Here is a 20,233-nt window from a genome sequence, read left to right on the forward strand (position 1 = left end):
TTTCTATTATTCATGGAAAAAGTTATAATAATATTATTGTCGCTGCGAACAGCGTGGATTGAAATATGAAAAATGTTTTCAGTAGAAGAACGAGAGAATGTAATTGCATTCTCTCGTTTTTCTTTCACCCGAAAAACGCCTGACCGCTGTCTGCCTTGAGCGACAGACCGGTTTTCTCATCATACAGTGACAGATCGCACAGAATAGCACTGCGGTCGTCCAGACCATTGGTTTCATCGGCGGTTTGAAGCGCACCGGCGTCGTACAGTGCCTGAAAATGCGCATCATACACCTGCACGGCGTACTGCCCAAGCTGCCGATACAGTTTTTTAGAGCACGCACCATCGCAAAGCCGCTCGATGAGTTCAGAACCGTCCTTCCACGGAATATAAACTGTGCGTGTGTCGTTGTCGATCATGCGAAAATTCTCGGCAATCGTGCGGAACGGATACAGAGAGCCGCCGCGTCCACGCTCAAACGCGTCGATCACGCCGATTTTATCAATCGCGGAACCGTTCAGCTTGCGCAGTTCGCGGAAATAGTTTTCCATTGTCTGCGGAGAAGCGGGATCGGCATTGTTATCCAGCGCAATATTTGTCGCGCCGATGGCTTGTCCAAACAGCGGCGGAGCCTTCTCCGTGCGGCGGAAAATAGTAACAATGCTGTCCTCTGCGGCACGCTTGCCCTCGCGGTTGCAGCGTCCGGCGGCCTGCAGAATGGAATCCAGACCCGCCAGTTCGCGGTAAACGGCGGGGAAATCTATGTCAACACCGGCTTCAACAAGAGAAGTCGATACGACACGGCAGGGCAAACCGTCATTTAGTCGGCGTCGGATTTGCTCGAGCACCGTACGGCGGTGTGCCGGAACCATCAATGTGGACAGATGGAAACTGCCTTCCTCCGGCAATTTCGAGAAAATGGACTGCGCCGCTTTGCGGGAATTGACGATGCAGAGGACCTGCTCATGTGCGCACAGTAATTCGGCGAGTGCGTCATCCTCGAGGACACCGACTTGCCGGAACGTTACACGGCGGAATTTGTCAAAATAGAACGGAATCTCCGGGCAAATCTCGGAAACCGCATGCGACGGTGCGAATCGCTGAATCAAATCGCCGAGTACCGGCTGGGTAGCCGTACACAGCACGGCAGTTGCGCCGAACTGCTCTACCAGAGCGCCGATGGCTGCAACGCACGGCATCAGGTGGCACAGCGGAAGCATTTGCGCCTCATCGAAAATAATCACGCTGTTCGCCAGATTGTGCAGCTTGCGGCACTGTGAGGAACGGTTAGCGTACATCGACTCGAAAAACTGAACGGCGGTTGTGATAACGAGCGGGCTGTCCCAGTTTTCGGCGGCCAGTGCCTTGGGATCGGGATTGCCGTTTTCCTCATCGTTCTCGAACTGTACACCGGAGTGATGCTCGAGTACGTTCTCATCGCCTAAAATACCGCGGAAAACATCGGCATTCTGCTCGATGATGGAGGTGTACGGTACAACATAAATCACACGTTTCATACCGTGCTCAACGGCGTGATGCAGCGCAAATGCGAGAGAACTGGTCGTTTTACCGCCGCCGGTCGGAACCGTAAGCGTGTAAATGCCCTTGGGATTGGCTGCGGCGGAAACGCACGCCTGCAAGATCTGCTGACGGAGCTTGTTCAGCGCGGAAGTCGGGTTGTCCCATTCGTTTAGCTTGGCCTGTAAGCGGATGAGCAGGGTTTCGAGCGAATCTCCGATGCCGCGCGGCATATCGCCTTTCATGAATCGCTCGGTATCCAGATAATCCGCGTCCACCAGACAGGAGTACAGCATGCGCGTGCGGAATGACTCGGAAAGCGACGGCTTGGTGACCGGACGCTGCGGCAGGCGTACCGGCGGAATGGGGTAACCCGGATCGAGCGGCGGAATAGCGGGAGTGCCCCACTTTTTTATTCTGCCGGTGAAGGTGGGCGTGCCTTCCGGGTCATTTGTGCTGCCTAAATCCGGCAAACCGCTGTGATGCCCCATGACACAAGCGGCTAAGAGCAGATTGTTTGACAACATGATGTTTCGTGCACCGGCGGTTGCATGATCGACCTTTGGACCATTATCCAGAAGACGATGCTTAAATGCGGCAGTTGCTTTGCCGTCATCGTGGTGAACACCGGCCTCGTGACCTTCAGCTTGTGCACCGAATGCTTCGGCAAACTGCCCGCAGAGCGTGCCGACACCGCGCTCGTGATCGGAGAGAAGCTGATATTCTGTACGTTCAACGCCGTTTTCATTGATCGGACGGGTGTGTGCATAGAATTTTTTATCCATAGCGATCACCTTCTATTGAATTGTTATATACAGTATATAACAGTTAAAGTCCGATAAAAAGTACAACACCCAATATGCCTGCTAAGAAGACCGTCTTGAATTACAGCAAACTGCTGAAAATATCAGTCAAATCCCATAGATTTTGCTGGATGAATTTATACAAAACTGGCAAAACCGCCAGAAAACGAAATTCCCATAATTCCGAGGTTGACACTGGGGATTGACTGTGCTATTCTATAACCAACAAATCCAGTAGGGGATCGGAAAGGAGCGAGCAAAATGTTCATCGTAAACGCACGAATGTCGGGTCGAATGTGTATGAACATGCTGTATTATGCTCAGATGCTGCCTGACCGACAGAATACGAAATTACTTTGAATCGTCTTGCCTGACGCTGCGCGTTCTTGCGGATTCATTGCATTTTCTGAAGCGGGGAGCTGCGAGCTTCCCGCTTTTTTTGCGCATTTAAGAGGAATAAGGAGGAATTTTCTTGATAAAATTGTCACATATCTCGAAGGAGTTTGTGAGCGGCAAGCGAACCGTTCATGCGGTGCAGGATGTTTCGCTGACGATTGACAAGGGCGAAATTTTCGGTATGATCGGCTTTTCCGGTGCGGGTAAATCGACGTTGGTGCGCTGCATCAATCTGCTCGAGCGGCCGACCTCCGGCAAGGTGATCGTAGATGGTCAGGATATGCTGTCGCTCTCGGCAAAGGAGCTGCGGCAGGCCCGCAAGAAGATTGGCATGATCTTTCAGCACTTCAACCTGATGCCCTCGCGCACCGTAGCCGGCAACGTAGCGTATCCGCTGCGCGGCAGCGGCCTTTCCAAACAGCAGATCGAGGAAAAAGTACAGCGGTTGCTTGATCTGGTCGGCATCGGTGATAAGGCGGAGGCGTATCCCAAGCAGCTGTCCGGCGGTCAGAAACAGCGTGTAGCAATCGCTCGCGCACTGGCAAACGACCCGAATGTGCTGCTCTGCGATGAGGCTACCTCGGCACTCGATCCGCAGACCACCAAGGCGATTCTGCAGCTGCTCAAGCACCTGAACGAAACCCTCGGCATCACGGTCGTTATCATCACCCATGAAATGGCGGTCGTCAAGGAGATCTGCCACCGCGTAGCCGTTATGGAGCGCGGCAAGGTGGTCGAGTCCGGCGAGGTATTCAACATTTTCGCCAACCCGAGAGAGGACATCACCAAGAACTTCATCCACACGACCTCCAATCTTCGCAAGATCGAAGAACTCATCGCGGAGGATTCGCCGGTCGTCAAGCTGAATCCGGGTGAACTGATCGTGCGCCTGAGCTACATTCAGCGCAACGTATCCGAGCCGCTCATCTCGACGGTATCGCGCAAGTTCGACATTGTGCTCAACATCATCTTTTCCGATATTGCCATCGTGCAGAATGCACCGATTGGCGGCACGGTAGCCATCATCAGCGGCGGCCGCGATCAAATCACACAGGCAATCGCCTATCTCAGTGAGAAAAACGTAGGAGTGGAGGTCATCAAGGATGCAAGAGTTTCTGAATAACATCATTCCGAACGTGATGGCAAAGCTGCCGGACTTCTATGCAGCCATCGGCGACACGCTGCTCATGGTGGTCTGGTCGGGGGCAATCTCGTTCGTGCTCGGGCTGGCACTGGGCGTGCTGATCACGGTCACCAAGCCGGGCGGCATTCTGGAGAACAAGGTCGTCTATCAGATTCTGGACAAGCTGGTCAGCCTGTTCCGTTCCATCCCGTTCATCATCCTGCTGACGTGGGTAATGCCGGTCTCCCGTGCAATTATGGGTACGGCAATCTATGTTCGGGGTGCAATCGTTCCGTTGGTATTCGGTGCGGTGCCGTTCTTCACCCGTCAGGTGGAAAGCGCACTCGCAGAACTTGATCCGGGTCTGATCGAAGCGGCGCTCTCGATGGGCTCCACACCGATGGAAATCATTTTCCGCGTTTACCTGAAGGAAAGCGTTGCTGCCATCGCGCGCGGCACAACCATCACGGCGATCAGCCTGCTGAACCTGACCGCAATGGCCGGTGTCGTCGGTGCCGGCGGTCTGGGCGACTTCGCCATCCGTTACGGCCACGACCGCAATATGCTAGACGTTACCAACGTCACTGTGCTGGTCCTCGTCATCATCGTTTGCATTATGGAGTTCGTTGGCGGCAAGGTCGTCAAGAAGAACACGCATTAAGGAGTGTCTGACATGAGTATTTCCAATCGTAAAGTTGTTATCGTCGGTGCAGGACATGTCGGCTCCCATGTCGGCTACGCACTGATTTCGCAGAGTCTGGCAGACGAGATCGTCTATATCGACTCCGACCGCGCAAAGGCAGTCGCACAGGCGCTCGACCTGACCGACGCGACCAATTACCTTCCGGTCCGCACCAAGGTCACTGCGGGTGACTACAGCGACGCGAAGGACGCGCAGATCATGATCATTGCGGCGGGTCCGCTGCCGACCGGCAATCAGACCCGTATGGATACACTGGGTCAGACCATCGCCATTTTGAAGGATGTAACAAAATCTATCAAGGAATCCGGTTTTGACGGCATTATCGTCAATATCTCCAATCCGGCGGACGTTATCACGCATTACATCCAGCACGCGCTGAACTGGGCGCCGGAGCGCATCTTCTCCACCAGCACTACGCTGGACTCCGCAAGACTGCGCCGCGCGATCGCGCAGGAGATCGGCATTGACCAGAAATCCATCACCGCTTACGCGCTCGGTGAGCACGGCGAAAGCCAGATGGTCGCATGGTCGGCTGTCACCATCGCGGGCAAGCCGCTTTCACAGTGGCGCGAGGAGTATCCGGACACCTTCGGCAAACTCGACCTGGATGCTCTTGCTGACGCAGGCCGTGAAGGCGGCTGGACCATCCTGCGCGGCAAGCAGTGTACGGAGTTCGGCATCGGCGCTTCCGCCGCAGAAGTCGTTCGCGCCATTTTCTACAACGAGAACCGCGTTCTTTCGGTTTCTGTTCTGTTGGACGGCAAATACGGTCAGCACGATGTGTACGCCAGCGTACCCGCTATCGTGGGTCGCGACGGCATCGCAGAGATCATTGAGCTGCACCTCACCCCGGAGGAGCAGGAGAAGTTCAACGCATCCTGCAAGACCATGAGCGAGAATTATCAGCTGGCGCTCACTCTCTAACATCAGTTAATTAAAAAGTTCACATCATAAACGGAGGTAATCCCAATGAAGCTTAAAAGAATCATCGCACTGTCCCTGTCCGCAGCAACCCTCGCCCTGTCTCTGACCGCCTGCGGCGGATCGAGCAGCGCAGCTTCCGATGACGCACAGGCATCCGACAGCAATTCCGGTGATGTCGTAACCGTAAAGCTCGGCGTAGTCGGCAGCATCTATGAGGATCTGTGGACTCCGGCCAAGGAAAAGCTGGCTGACGAGGGTATCGACCTTGAGTTCGTACAGTTTTCGGACTACGTTACCCCGAACAACGCACTTGCGAACGGCGAGATCGATCTGAACGCTTTCCAGCACCGCATTTACCTGCAGAGCGAGATCGACAACTACGGCTATGAGATCGAGAACATCGGCAACACCTTTATCATTCCGCTGAACCTGTACTCGGACAAGGTTAAGTCGGTTGATGAGCTCAAGGACGGCGACACCGTAGCCATTCCGGACGATGTAACCAACGGCGGCCGCGCCCTCAAGGTTCTGGAAGCAGCTGGCCTGATCAAGCTGAAGGACAGCGCAGACTTCAACCCGACCATCGACGACATCGAGACCTACAACACCAAGATCACCATCGAGGAGCTGAAGGCAAACGTTATCCCGTCCACGCTGGCTGACGTTACCGCAGCTGTCGTAAACGGCAACTACGCACTGGATTTCGGCCTTAAGACCGAGGACGCCATCTACAAGGATGATCAGCTGGACATCGAGGAGTACTGGAACCTGATCGCAGCACGTTCCGCTGACCTCGAGGATGCAGACAAGCTGGAAACCTACAAGAAGGTTGTTGCAGCATTCCAGTCCGACGAAACCGAGGCAGTATTCAACGACCAGTTCGGCGGCTATTTCATCAAGGCAGGCTGGGATCAGGATCTGCTGGCAGGCAAGTAATTCATAATTATTCCTAATGCCGCCGGAAACAACCGGCGGCATTTTCGGCAGGGAGGAAACAGTAATGCAGATCAACAAACAGGCGCTGCAGGAGATCATTCCGGACAGCGAACGCCTGCTTTTCGAGGAAAATATTCCGGCGGAATACCTGAGCGATGCGCTCGGCCGCCGCACCGGCACGGCAGACGCGCTCGTGTTCGCGCGCTCGACCGAGGAGGTCAGCGGCGTGCTTCGGTACGCCAACGAAAACGCCATACCGGTCACGCCGCGCGGCGCGGGCACCAATCTAGTAGGCTCGACAATTCCGCTGTTCGGTGGTATCATTCTGGATGTATCCCAAATGAACCGCGTGCTCGAGCTGGACCGCGACACCATGACCATCACCGTCGAGCCGGGTATGCTGCTCAAGGATCTGCAGGCTTACGTCGAGGAACGCGGCCTGTTTTATCCGCCCGACCCGGGTGAAAAGGCGTCGAGCATCGGCGGCAACATCAGCACCAATGCGGGCGGTATGCGTGCGGTCAAGTACGGCGTAACACGCGATTATGTGCGCGGGCTGGAGGTCGTTCTTGCGGACGGCACAGTGCTGAAAGTCGGCGGCAAGCAGGTGAAGGACGCGAGCGGACTGTCGCTCAAGCACCTGCTCATCGGCTCGGAGGGTACGCTGGCGGTCATCACCAAGTGCCTGCTGCGCCTTCTTCCCAAGCCGGAGACCACGGTGAGCGTGCTCGTTCCGTTTGCTGACCTCGGCACGGGTATCCGCAGCGTGCTGACTATCCTGCAGGCGAACGCCAACCCGACCGCAGTCGAGTTCATGGAACGCAAGGTCGTAGCCCTCGGTGAGAGCTTTTCCGGCGTGAAATATCCGCGTCCGGATGCCGGTTCGTACATTCTGCTGACGTTTGACGGCCACGAGAGCGAGGTCAACGCGAATATCGAGCGCGTGCGCCGCCTTGCGCTCGACAACGGCGCCATCGACTATATCGTGCTCCGCAGTGCCGAGCAGGCGGCGGACATCTGGAAGGTGCGCGGTGCGCTCGTCATGGCGGTCGAGGCCGTGTCCGAGCAGGAGCCGGTGGATATTGTCGTGCCCATCAGCCACACGGCGGATTTCGTTCGCTATATCAACGAGCTGGAAGCATCCTCGGGTATGCGCATGATCGCGTTCGGTCATGCGGGTGACGGCAACGTGCATCTGTGCGTGGTGCGTGACGGCCGCGACCAGCAGACCTGGGAGCGTGAACTGCACGACAACATGGAGCAGGCATACGCGAAGGCGTATTCCTACGGCGGCGTAGCATCGGGTGAGCACGGCATCGGCATTTCCAAGCGGTCGTACTTCCTGCGGGAGACCGCGCAGGAGAATCTTGCCGTGATGAACACCATCAAGGCCGCGCTCGACCCGAAACATATACTGAACGATCAGAAATCTTATATTGTGGGAGGAAAATAACCATGCAGAGCTTATCAGAACGCACCGCCGGCTTTACCGACTCGGTTATCCGCCGCATGACGCGCGTTTCCATGCAGTATGACGCGGTTAACCTGTCGCAGGGCTTCCCGGACTTTGAGCCGCCGAAGGAGCTGCTCGACCGTCTGGCGCAGGTGGCCTACGAGGATTACCACCAGTATTCCATTACCTGGGGTTCGCAGAACTTCCGTGAGGCGCTGGCCGCTAAGCAGACCTATTTCATGGGCCGCAGGATCGACCCGAACACCGAGATCGTTGCGACCTGCGGCAGCACGGAGGCTATGATGGCCGCGATGATGACGGTCACCAATCCGGGCGATAAAGTCATCATTTTCTCCCCGTTCTACGAGAATTACGGCGCGGACACCATTCTGTCCGGCGCAGAGCCGATTTATGTGCCGCTCGTGCCGCCGGATTTCCACTTTGACGCAAATGTGCTCGAGGACGCGTTCCGTCAGCACCCGAAGGCCATCATTCTGTGCAACCCGTCCAATCCGTGCGGCAAGGTGTTCACCCGTGCCGAACTGGAGATTATCGCGTCTCTCGCAGAGAAATACGACACCTATGTTATCACCGATGAGGTGTATGAGCATATCGTATTCGCACCCAACAAGCACACTTATTTTGCCACCCTGCCGGGCATGTGGGAGCGCACGCTGTCGTGCTCGTCGCTCTCCAAGACGTATTCCGTCACCGGCTGGAGACTGGGCTATATCATCGCTCCGCCGGAGATCATCGACCGCGCGAAAAAGGTGCATGATTTCCTGACCGTCGGCGCAGCAGCACCCTTGCAGGAGGCTGTTGTTACCGGTCTCAAGATGGGCCAGGACTACTACGACGACTTGCAGGCCAAGTACACACAAAAAAAGGAGCTGTTCCTCAAGGGTCTGGACAATTTGAAGATTGCCCATACCGACCCGCAGGGCGCGTACTATGTTCTGCTCGACATTTCCGAGTTCGGCTACGAGAGCGATCTTGCGTTCTGTGAGGATCTGGCGCATTATGTCGGTGTAGGCGCGGTTCCCGGCTCGAGCTTCTTCCGTGAGCCGGTCAACAACCTGATTCGCCTGCATTTTGCCAAGAAGGACGAGACGCTGCTCGATGCACTCAACCGTCTGGAAGGTCTGCGTGATAAAATCAAACCGAAACACCGATAAACAGGAGGAAAAGCCGTCATGGATGTAAAGAAAGCCGCAGCGGAAACGAAGGACTACATCGTATCCATCCGTCGGGAATTTCACCGGCACCCGGAGCTGAGCCTGCAGGAATTCCGCACGGCACAGCGCATTGAGGAGGAACTGGACAAGTTCGGCATTCCGCACACGCGCGTAGGCGAGACCGGCGTGCTCGGCACGCTAAAGGGCGCAAAGGACAACGGAAAAGTGCTGGTTCTGCGTGCGGATATCGACGCGCTGCCCATTGAGGAGACGCACGAGTGCGTCTATCGCTCGGAGAATGCAGGCGTCATGCACGCCTGCGGTCATGATGCGCACGCTGCCTGCCTTCTGGGTGCCGCGAAAATCCTGTCGGAGAACAGAGACGCGTTCAGCGGAAAAGTCCGTCTTGTGTTTCAGCCGGGAGAGGAAATCGGAAAAGGCGCAAAGCCGTTTGTCGCAGCCGGTGTGCTGGAGGGTGCCGAGCGCGTGTTCGGTCTGCACACGGCATACGATTTGGAGGCAGGCACGGTAGGACTCAAACCGGGCATCAACAACGCCGCAGTCGATCATTTCCGCATTCGCGTGCACGGCAGGTCCACGCACGTTTCCACGCCGCATCTGGGCGTGGATGCGCTGTATATCGCCAGCCAGATTGTTGTGGCAGTGCAGGGACTGGTTACGCGCTGCACTTCACCGACCGAGCCGGTCATCATCGGCATCGGTAAGCTGAACGCGGGCACGACCTACAACGCCGTGGCAGCATTTGCTGAAATGGAGGGCACAACGCGCACCATTTCGCAGGAGAGCCGTGACCGCGTTCGCGCACAGGTCAGTGAGACAGCGCAGAGCATCGCTGCGCTGTACGGCGGCACGGCAGAAATCGAGTGGACGGACTTTGCCGCTGCGCTCGTCAATGACCCGCAGGTGTGCGAGGAAGCTGCTCAGGTCGTGGACGAGCTGCTCGGAGAAGGACACGTTGTCACCGACCGTGAGCTGTCGCTCAGCGGCGACAATTTTGCCGAGTTTGAGCTGTATAAGCCGGGCGCGTATGCGTATCTCGGCACCGGCAATCCGGATTTTCCGCACACGATGATCACCAACCATAACGGCGGCTTCGATGTGGACGAGAATGCGCTTGTGACCGGTGCCGGTCTGTATGTCGGGTATACAGTCGCGCGGCTTGGATAAAGCAAAACGCTCAGCTATCAAACGATAGCTGAGCGTTTTGCTTTTGAAATTACAGTTTTGAACTTACATCCCGCACTCAAGTCCGTTATACCGTGTTACTACAAACGGATAGCTGAGTGTCTCCGGCTGGATGCCAAGCTGCCGCAGACCGGCGCACAAATCCTCGACAACCTGCATATCGTGATCGCGCTGCGCGACGGACAGTTTCATTTTATCTCCATACGACGAGATCAGCAGCGCAAACGGCTGCACGGCGCACGGCAGGATTGCGCCGTAATCGAGTACATACGGACGGCAGCTTTCCGGCAGGGCGAACCGGCCGACATTGGTAATGAGAAAGCTGTCCTCGAGCACAAAATCGGTCGTGACCTTCTGCGCCGCCTGCATTTTCTCCGCGAGCGGCATATCTGCCTCATGCAGCGATTCACAGCGGTCTGCGGCGGCTTTTGCACGATAGAGCAGCTGTTCGCGCTGCATCTGATCCTTCAAAAATGCCTTCGTGCGCCGGAACACCTCGTCATTCGGCAGATCGCGGTATTCCGGAAAATACGGCAGATCGATGAAGCAAATAAAATACCGCGTGGTAAGCGTCGGCAGCAGCGGACGCAGATCGACCGGAATCTCCGCGATAACCGGCTTGTCCGTTCCGCCGAACTTATCATCAAACGCTTTCATCATCAGCGGAGCCAGTACAGACAGCGGACTGACGCCGATGGACTTTGCGTAATCGTGCAGCTGCGAAAACGGGAACGTCACCTCGGTGACGACCTCGGAGCCGTCAGCGCCCCACTGTACCTCGGGGGCATGAACAGCCTCCGGCTTTTTCCAGATGCCATCCGGCGAAAATTCACGGTCTGCCAGCTGCTCGTAGCCGTTTGCGCTCTCCTCGGGAGACCAGCGGGTATCCATGCCGCGCACAGAGCCGTCATTCTCAACCGGGAAACCGCAGTTTTTCAGGTACTGGAACAGTACACAGCGGATAAACTCCTCGAATCCGCGTCCATCCGAGATAGAGTGCTGATACTCCATATAGATGGTCTTGTCGTGGTAGCCGACGAGAAATAAGTATCCGTTCGTATCCTTAGAGCCGATGGTGTAGCGGGTGGATACGCCATCGAACGGCAGCACCACGGCGGGCTGCACGTTGCGGCGGTAGCGGAACGCGGTCTCGGTCGGCTCGGCGGTCAGCATCATGTGCGGAAAGCGCAGCAGTGCCTGCTCGACGGCTTCGCGCAGCTTGTCCGGGCGCACTTTATCGCGCATGCGGATGGTGTGGCGCGGCACACAGGCGACGGTTTCATGGGTGTTGTACAGGAAAATTTTTGCATAGCTGTCCGTGCGGAGCAGCGGGTCATTCATGGTCATTATAGCATCTCCTCAAAGCATAATCCGGCGCATCTTATCTGGTAATTTCAGTATATCACCCTTCAAAGATGTTGTAAATCAAAATAAGTCGAATTTGCACAGTATTATGCAAATATAGAACGTGGTGTACGATATAATGGGCCGTGAGATTGGAAGTACTTGTGATTCGATTGACAGAGTATATCACGCCGGAAAAGAAGCTGACATATGGGCATGGAATTTCTGCCGCGGCTGTTCGATTTGTTCTCGCGCGAGCGTATTCCGTGTGAGAAGCAAAAAACAAGCGACACCATTTTTCGATTGGTGTCGCTTGTGTGCGTCTTCAGGCGCTGTCGGTATTGTCTGCCCTTGCAGGGCGGTTGTTCATACCATATCCGTTGGGAGGTATGGATCGGATGGGATTACTGGTCGGTGTAGCGGCTGAGGATAACCGCTACCTGAGCACGGGTTGCGGTGCCGTTCGGCACGAGCGTAGTCGGGGTAACGCCGGTTACCAGACCGTTGCCGTTCGCCCAGCTCATTGCTTCAGCAGCCCACGACTCGACAGAAGCCGCGTCTGCGTAGCCATCGAGTGCTGCGCTGCCCTGCGGCGTATGACCGCGATAGGTATCGTAGCGGTACAGGATGGCCGCCAGCTGCTGACGGGTGATCAGCGTATCCGGCTGGAATCTGCCGTCGGTGAAGCCGTTGACAATGCCGTTTTCGGAGGCCCATGCGATGGCTTCTGCGTACCACTTGCCGTCCGCCACATCGGTGAACTGTGCGGTGGAAGCGGCCTTGCTGCCGCTCATGCGGTAGAGCACCTGAACCAGCATTGCGCGGGTCATGCCGTCATCCGGACCGAACTTGGTTGCGGTCAGGCCCTTGAACCAGCCGTTCTCGAGTGCAGTGTTGACCTCGTTGTAGAACCACTTGCGCAGGTTGACATCGGAGAAGTCGCTGCTGTACTCGTGGGTGATAACGAAGGTGGAGAAGTGGGTGGTCTTAAAGGTAGCCTTTCCGGTCGCTGCATCATAAATGACAGGCAGCTTTTCAAACGAGCCGTCCTCAGCAAGATAGTATGCAACCAGATGATCGGCGTTCTCGCCGCTCTTGAGGGTGTATGCCACAGAAATCGCAGCCGTGCCGTTCAGCGCGTGAACATGGGTTGCAGTGCCGTTTTTCGGCTGTACCTGTGCAGAAATGTTCAGGATGGTGCTGTTCTTCGGCAGGTATTTGCGCTGTGCGTCAGTCAGGGAGGACTTGTCAGCGGAAGCGAACGAAATACTTGCCATACCGTCAGCCTGTGCGGCGCTGCTGAGTGCGGTCAGCGTCTCACGGTCGAGTGCAACCGTGCCGTTCGGCAGGATAAGCGCTGCGCCGTTCTTTGCACCGGCAAGAGCAGCTACCACATCGCCGGTGAGCGATACCGCGCGTACGGTGGAGTCTGCGGACAGATCAAGCGTCAGCGAATCCTTGCCGGAAACCGCAGTCAGCTTGGAGCTGTCGGCAGAAACCGCTGCGGTGCCGTTCTTTACCGCAACCGTTGCGGGAATCTTGGTGCCGTCCGGTGCAGTGATGGAGGACGAGCCGTTGTCGGACGGAGCCGGTGCAGCACCGCCGCCGCCCGCTCCACCGCCGCCGCCTGCGCCGCTGCCGCTGCTCGGCTTGACGGCAAAGGCTGCGGTAACTGCAACGTCATTCGCCGGCATGGTGAAGGTGTAGGTCAGGGTGGACGCGGAAACCGTCTTGTCGAGTGCGGTCTCCGGTGTCAGCGTCAGGGTTTTCAGCTGATAGCCGCTTGCGGGTGCAGCGGTGAGCGTTACCTTGTCGCCAGCCTTGGCGCGTGCCGCAGAAGCGGAAACGCTGCCGTTTTCAGCCTTATTGGCCGTGATTGCGTAGGTCTTGTGGAACAGATTGTCGGTGTTGACCGTCAGAGCTTCCGTTACGTTGCGGATAACCGCTTCAAAGCTGCTGTCCTTCTCAGTGACGGAAACAACGGCATTCGGAGCCGCCTTCTGGAGTTCGGACTTGATTTCCTCGGCGGTGCCGACACAGTTTGTGCTCGGCGTGAGCGTCAGCTTGACCGTGCCGTTCTTGCGAACCTGAGCGGATGCGCTGTTGACTGTACCGGTGTCGTTCGGCTGAATCGGCGTGGTGTAGGTGAATTTGCCGGTGCCGTTCGTGCCGGTGATTGCTGCGTTGTACTGCACAAGGTCGGTGAAGTGAACGCGGATGGTCTGGTTGGCATCGAGTGTGTGAATATAAATTGGATCGACAAGATTTACACCATCAACCTGTACAGCATCGTTTTCTGCTGCGGTAATGTCACCCTGGGTAACCGTCCACTTTTCGACCATCTTTTGGGTGTTTGGTGCTGCAGTGAAGGTGATTTCACTGCTGTTCGGCTGCTTGGTCTGAGAGTTAATCGCGGTGTCGTCAATCTTGGCGGTCAGATGACCGTTCTCACCAACGGTGCCGAAAGTAAGCTGATAGCTTGCCGTAACCTTAAAGTATACGGTTGCAGTAATATTCTTGTCCGCACGGATTTTGCCTTCCGGATTGGTTTTGGAGTTTCCGGCAGTCTTTTTGCCGTTTACTTCCCACTGTTCAACCTGATAGCCAGTCTTCGGCGCTGCATGGAAGGTGATTTCCTCATCCTTATAAATGGTTACGCCTTCTGCAGGCATAGCCTTGGTCTCGACTTCCACGCCGTAGATATCATACAGCGTGTATTTTACGGTGCCGTTGCCGGCCGCAGCGGTAGCCTTGGCAGTGTAGGAATCGCTCTCGGCAAATGCAGCGCTGATGGACAGATTGTCGGCCAGTTCGCTGATGGTGTAAGTGCCGTTGGTCTTTGCCGCAGCTTCATCCTGAGCAGTACCGTTTACAACCCAATTCTTGAAATGCCAGCCGCGGTCTGCGCGTGCCTGCAGTTCAACCTTGCTGCCGCCGGGAATCTTGGACAGATCGTCCACAGCTTCGCCGTTTACGGTTGCAATGATCGTGCCATGCTCCATTTCCGGTGTGGTAATCGCAAATGCGGCACGGTCGGTCTTGAGCGAAACCTTGGTATTCTCAGTGATGGGGAAGGTATAGCTGCCGTCAGCGTTGAGTTTTCCTGCTTCAACAGCCGTACCGTTCACCTGATAGGTCTCGCCCGTGGCGGCAGCATAGCCTGCCTTGGGCGCTACCGTAATCTTCGTATCACCGGTGACGCTTTCGCCGCTCTTGAGAGACTTGGTAAGCGTTTTGGAGGTATCGTCCGGATCAACCGTCTGATAGCTTGCGGTCAGCTCACCTTCTAGCGTCAGCGTGTAGCTGTCGCGCTCGAATACGGCAGCCAGATCAATATCCTGCACGCCAACCTCAACAGAGAGCATGTTGGAGCCGTTCGTCGGGTCCGATTCGCCGGACGGATAGCTGTTTGCACCGCGTTTCGAGAGAATCCACTGCTTGAAGTGCCAGCCGGTATCCGGCGTTGCGGTGAAGTTGAACTTTGCACCGCTGGCAATGTAAGCCGGGAAATTCTTGAGGCTTTCGGAGCCATTTTCATCCGTGCATTTGAGTGTACCGCCCTGCTTATTCTGAACGGAAGCATTCAGTTTGGTATTGGTGGTCTTGAAGTAAACCAAAACAGATGCCGGTTTTGCAAGGGTCTTGATGGTAACCGAGTTCTTCTCCTTGCTGTTCTCGATTTCTGTGCCGTCATAGGTCCAGTAATCGACTGCATAACCTGCATCCGGCACAGCCGTCAGGGTGACATCGGTGTTTGCGGTAAAGCTGGAGATTGCACTGCCGTCATCCGCCTTGCCGGCATTCAGACCTGCGGTGATGATCGACGCAGAACCGACAGAGTGCTTGTTTGCGCCTTCGCCGAAGTCCTCAGCCTTGAGGGTCAGGATGTAAGTCAGGCCGTTTACCGTGTAAACACCGGGGATAAAGGTGAATTCATAGTTGTTGTACAGCGTTTCGTTGGTAGCGGTAGTCTTGCACGGAGAAACCGTGTAGTTGCTGGGTGCAATGTTCGGCGCGAGCGTTACCTCGTTGCCTGCGGTGTTGACTGCGGTATAGCCAAGGTGCAGAGCGGTAATCTCTTCAGCAGTCATATTTTTCGTGTCTGCCGTGAGAGAAAGCTGTTTCGAGTCGGTAGGATCAACCTTATCCTGTGCAACGCCGTCCGACGGAGTGACAACGCGCAGCGTAACGGCACGCTGAACAACGGTAAACTCGGTTTCCGCAACCGGATTGGTTTCGCCGTTTACATAAGCATACAGCGTGTAAGTGCCGACATTCAGCTTATTGTTCTCTGTCAGCGGCTGCGAATCCTTGGAACCGGAAACCGCGTACTTGAAGGTTGCGTTAGTGACCTTCTGCAGACCCTTCGTATCGTTGCTCATGCGGGAGAGCGACGGCGTTACCGTATCGCCGTAGGTGAAGCGGGTGACGCTGTTGTTATCCTTGCCGTTGGTGAGCGTCAGTTGATAGCCGGTCGCGTTCTCGCCAACGAGAACCATCTTGCCTTCCGCGTTGCTCATATCCTTGAATACATAGCTGCCCGGATAATACGGGGTAACCGTGTAGGCGCCGTCTGCGGGCACGATAACATCCTTTGTAACGTTGCCGGTATTGTCAATCTCAGCCGCAACCGTGGTAGAGAAGTCCGTGCCGCGAATCAGGAAGCTGAGCGTGCCGGTCGGGATGGAAGACGCAGACGCGGAACTCATCTTAGCATTGATATGCAGCGTGCGGTCAAACTGAGTAGTGTCGCCTTTTTGTACATTCTTCGCCGTAACCGTCAGCTCACACTTAGGCGTGCGCTTGCTGTACTGTGTGGTAATCTCAGGCGAGTAAGCGGAAATGCTGAACTCCTTCTGGGCGGTGTTGTCGAAGTAGAGCACATTCAATCGGCAGCGGTAAGTGCCCTTGTCGGCAGAACCGGCGTTTTCGATGCTCAGCGTATCGGAAACGCTGCCGGCAATATTGGTCCAGGAACCGCCGTTCAGCTTCTGCCACTGATAGCTTACGCTGTTGTACTTGCCGCCAGCTGGATTTTTATTGTCTCCGTTATATTTAACCGTTGCGGTTGCCAGAGAATCCGGATAGATCGGCAGAACCGTTTGATTTTCCTTGCCGTCAATCGTTACCGAAATATTGGGATAGCCTGCTGTGGCCTTGGTGCGGCAGGTCAGCGGTTCGCTGTAAATGCTGTTGCGCTGCTGCTCAGCCTTGTTGTTGTTGCGGGTCTGAATCTGATACTCATACTCGGTATAGGGAGACAGATTCTTATCCGTGTAGCTGAAGGTGTAGGTGCCGTCATCGTTGCGGTCACCCTCGGTAAACGGCACAAATGCGAGTTCCTTGCGGCCGGAGCCGTCCGGGAAGTTGTAGTAGCGGTACAGCTGGAAGCCGGAAACGATCTTGTCGTAGGTCCACGTCAGGGTGACGGAATCATCGGTGGTTTTCGCAACATCCTGCTCAAAATCCTCCGGCAGCGGAGACGGAGCCTGCGGCTCGGTTACCGCGTAGGTAACAACCGGGAACGCCTGATTGCCGCTGCGGTAGTTATAGCAGAAAATTTTCCAGTTCATGCCGTAGCCGTACGGTTGTGCTTCAATCGGCATGTTCTGCAGCGAACCGGAGAACGAGCCGCCTGCGGTGTTGACAGACACCTTGCCGGCAGAGTGTTCCGAACCTGCCACAACGCCTGCGGTTACGCCGCCTGCGCCTGCACCGGCCTTGGTTTCGATAGAGGTGGTGTTGGTGTAGTTTTTGCTGTCCGAGGTGGAGAAGCTGATTTCCTGCGTGATGCCGGAGCCGCCGCCTGCCGCGGTGAAGTCAACCTTAGCCGGATCACCGTTATAAGCCTTGGAGCCTGCACTCGGTGCGCTCGGATAGCTGGACGGATCACCAATCGTATGCGTCAGCACGCTGCCCGAAATGGACGGCAGAACGCTGTAATCCTCGGCAATGTTTTCGTAGTCGGACAGGTCGATCAGACCGATCGAGGCTTCGTGCGGGATGGAAACGGTGGAGGTTACTTTAGTGTATTTGCCTGTTCCGTCCGGGATGTAGGAGGTATACTCGTAAATCTCCATCGGGATGGAATAGAACGCCACTCTGTCCTCGCCGGAGGTTGTCTCGTAGGTGATGGACTGCTCGAGCGAGGAGGTGTGCTCGGTCTCGTAGGTGAAACCGGAGGTAAAGGCGGCTTCTGCCTCAACGCTGCCGATCTTAACGCCGAATACCGAGAATTCCTGCTCAAAGGAGACATACGCGCCGACCGAGATAGTAGAGGAGGAGCTGGTGCCGTTCTCGGTGCCCTTCATGCTCGAGTAGGTGGTGGAGGACTCAGCATAGTTGCCAGACAGGTCATCGCGGTCGAGCAGATCGGAGAAGTACGGAGGCGAAGCCAGTACCGCCAGAACCTGCGGGTCGGAGTAGGTGTAATAGTGCTTGCCGGTGTAGGTCATGTAGCTGGTATCGTCGTCCGTGTTGGCGAGACAGAGCGTGTACGAGCTGTTGACATCGGTTTTTACCGGCTGAGAGCCGTCAAACAGGTTGACGGTCGAAAGTCTGGTTGTACCGGGAGTACGCTTGTTGTATGTGGAGTTTGTTTCCTTGTTTACAGTATCGTATGTACCGGTGAACGCCCAGTAGGAGGAGCGAATCTTGAACAGCTTGTGCAGCCAGTTTTTGTAGTAGTAGCGGAGCTCGTAATGCGGAACCTTACCGTCTACCGTGTACTTATCAGACTGCTTGTTCTCATCCTTGGACATAGTCTGCGTCAGGGTGAACAGCGTACCCGAACCTGCGGTGTTGTTGTCTTTATTCACCGCGGTGGTCACAGAGCCTGCGGATGCATCGTACTCAACGTAGTCATCATTCGGCATAGCATCCGTGTTGTCGAGCGCCTGCTTGATATTCAGACCATTCTCGTCGCAGGAGATAACAAGGCTGTCAAAGTACAGCAGATCGCTGGTTTTGCCGTTATCGGCTTTTTCGCCTGCGGTCGGACGGGAGATGATAGCCGTATTGGCCGGGCACAGCGGCAAAGAACGGAAGGTATCGTTGTGCTTTGCCATTGCACCGTAGATGTACTCGCCTTTATCGTTCTTTGCAAACAGATCGAAATTCTTAGAGACAGACGGCTTGAAGGTGACGCCGTTCCATGCGTACAAGCCTACATAGCGCGTGTTCTGCTTATTTGCCTTGAGGTCATCATCCGACTGAGCCGCCAGAATCAGTGTTTTGCCGCCGCCGGTCATATCGCCGAAGGCGAAGGATGCGCGGACCAGATTGCTGCCCTCGTAGGTCAGCGGGAATTCCTGCGAACTCTGCAGCATGTGCGCGCTCGTGGAACCGAACATTACAACGGCACGCGAGCCTGCGTTCTGCTGCGGACCGTAGTAGTAACCCCAGGTGCAGGCGAGATCGTCTACGCCGTCCTGGTTGACGTCACCGCTGACGAGAGAGATCATGTTGGAAACGACACTGCCCTCACGGAAGAAGTACGTCCACGCCTGTCTCCAGTTAGAGGGATTGGAGTAATCGTCAGTCTGCAGGTCGTAAATCTCAATGCGGGAATTGCCGACCTCCGGCACATAGACCGCAACCTCGTCCTTACCGTCGTTGTCCCAGTCGCCGGTAGCTACCTGCAGGTAGTTTTTCAGCTGATACGGGTTTTCTGCGAAGTTTTCGACCAGCTTGGCTTCGGTCGTCTGACCGTCAGACGTTTCGGCGCTGTCCTTGAGGGTCGGGTTGCCGATTTCCTTGCTGGTGTCCAGCAGCGTGATCGGATTGCCGTACTCGCCGGTTGTCGCATTGCCGAACCGCAGGTACAGACCGCCTTTCGCGCTCAGGTCACCGGCGTAAACCATGACCGTCTGCGAGGACTTGGCGTCACTGCTCGAGGTGAAATGGCCTGCAGTTACGTCTGCCATGGCGTAATCGGTCTTGTCGTTCAGCTTGGTAGTGGCATTGGTCATGCCGGTCAGATAACCCTTGGTGGCATAGCCGTCATTGTCCTTGCTGCCTATCGGGAACTGTGCGTATGTGCCGGTAGAGGTGGTTTTACCCTTGGAGATTTTCTTGGAATCGGTTTTAGCCGTCAGAAACTGTTCAGCCTTGGTAGATGCGTTATCATCATTGCCGTACAGCGTGCTTTGAAGGGTATTGTCCTTCTGGTTGGACTGGGAAACGCTTGTATTGCATTTCTCTGCACTTTCACACTTGCCCAGGCCGATTTTATCCGACGGCAGAACATCATTCGTCAGACCAACGGTATACAGCTCGTACACCGGTGTAACCTTGATGGTATTGCGGCCATACGGGTTGCTGGGGTCGTTGGCATTAAAGCCATCGGGCGCTTTGCTCGAATCTATGCCGAGCGCCGCAAGCGCGTCCGAGCTGCCGGTATCCGCCGCCGCTGCGCGGATATCAAGCGGGCCGCCCATGCCGGAGATGATCGCCAGTGCCAGAGCAAGGCTTATGCCGCGTTTGAATTTCATGGTATATTCCTCCTTTTCCCATTCTGCGGTGCAGTGGAACGAGCCGCGCCTGCAGAAAAGAGACTAAAAATTGCCTGCATTTATCATAGCAGCTTTGCAGCCCGTTGTGCGGCCGGATACACGAAATGTCCGATTTTCGACACGAAATACACCGATAGGAA

Annotated in this window: 10 protein-coding genes; 7 read left to right on the forward strand and 3 right to left on the reverse strand. The window is 55.7% G+C overall.

What is annotated here, in order from left to right; translation table 11 throughout:
- Window positions 1-124: 124 nt before the first annotated feature.
- Window positions 125-2,302, reverse strand: a complete 2,178-nt coding sequence (cas3, locus tag PGS25_RS09610; RefSeq protein ID WP_270418464.1) for a CRISPR-associated helicase Cas3' — start codon at window positions 2,300-2,302, stop codon at window positions 125-127.
- A gap of 490 nt (window positions 2,303-2,792) precedes the next feature.
- Between cas3 and PGS25_RS09615 the strand changes: the two genes are divergently transcribed.
- From PGS25_RS09615 to PGS25_RS09645, 7 genes are all read left to right on the forward strand, one after another.
- Window positions 2,793-3,839 (forward strand): methionine ABC transporter ATP-binding protein, encoded by a 1,047-nt coding sequence (locus PGS25_RS09615; protein WP_270418465.1) that lies wholly within the window; start codon window positions 2,793-2,795, stop codon window positions 3,837-3,839.
- Window positions 3,820-4,500: a methionine ABC transporter permease gene (locus PGS25_RS09620; RefSeq protein ID WP_270418466.1), complete on the forward strand. Its 681-nt coding sequence runs from the start codon at window positions 3,820-3,822 to the stop codon at window positions 4,498-4,500. The genes PGS25_RS09615 and PGS25_RS09620 overlap by 20 nt, the downstream gene beginning before the upstream one ends.
- A 12-nt stretch (window positions 4,501-4,512) precedes the next feature.
- Window positions 4,513-5,466 carry an L-lactate dehydrogenase gene (locus PGS25_RS09625; RefSeq protein WP_270418467.1) on the forward strand — a complete coding sequence of 318 codons (954 nt, stop codon included), beginning with the start codon at window positions 4,513-4,515 and terminating at the stop codon, window positions 5,464-5,466.
- A gap of 45 nt (window positions 5,467-5,511) precedes the next feature.
- Window positions 5,512-6,402 (forward strand): MetQ/NlpA family ABC transporter substrate-binding protein, encoded by an 891-nt coding sequence (locus PGS25_RS09630; protein ID WP_270418468.1) that lies wholly within the window; start codon window positions 5,512-5,514, stop codon window positions 6,400-6,402.
- 64 nt (window positions 6,403-6,466) lie between these two features.
- The gene (locus PGS25_RS09635; RefSeq protein WP_270418469.1) at window positions 6,467-7,855 is read left to right on the forward strand and encodes an FAD-binding oxidoreductase; all 1,389 of its coding nucleotides are present in this window, start codon (window positions 6,467-6,469) and stop codon (window positions 7,853-7,855) included.
- 2 nt (window positions 7,856-7,857) lie between these two features.
- Complete coding sequence (locus PGS25_RS09640) at window positions 7,858-9,030, forward strand: pyridoxal phosphate-dependent aminotransferase (protein WP_270418470.1); 1,173 nt, start codon at window positions 7,858-7,860, stop codon at window positions 9,028-9,030.
- 18 nt (window positions 9,031-9,048) lie between these two features.
- A complete protein-coding gene (locus tag PGS25_RS09645) occupies window positions 9,049-10,218 on the forward strand; it encodes a M20 metallopeptidase family protein (RefSeq protein ID WP_270418471.1) in 1,170 nt (389 codons plus the stop codon).
- Between the two features lie 63 nt (window positions 10,219-10,281).
- Here PGS25_RS09645 and PGS25_RS09650 read toward each other — a convergent pair whose 3' ends face one another.
- Window positions 10,282-11,583, reverse strand: a complete 1,302-nt coding sequence (locus PGS25_RS09650) for a hypothetical protein (protein ID WP_110435567.1) — start codon at window positions 11,581-11,583, stop codon at window positions 10,282-10,284.
- A gap of 401 nt (window positions 11,584-11,984) precedes the next feature.
- The gene (locus PGS25_RS09655) at window positions 11,985-20,072 is read right to left on the reverse strand and encodes an InlB B-repeat-containing protein (protein WP_270418472.1); all 8,088 of its coding nucleotides are present in this window, start codon (window positions 20,070-20,072) and stop codon (window positions 11,985-11,987) included.
- Between the last annotated feature and the right edge of the window lie 161 nt (window positions 20,073-20,233).

This window comes from Butyricicoccus sp. AM78-15b2TA, from assembly GCF_027665985.1.
Classification (GTDB): domain Bacteria; phylum Bacillota; class Clostridia; order Oscillospirales; family Butyricicoccaceae; genus Agathobaculum; species Agathobaculum butyriciproducens.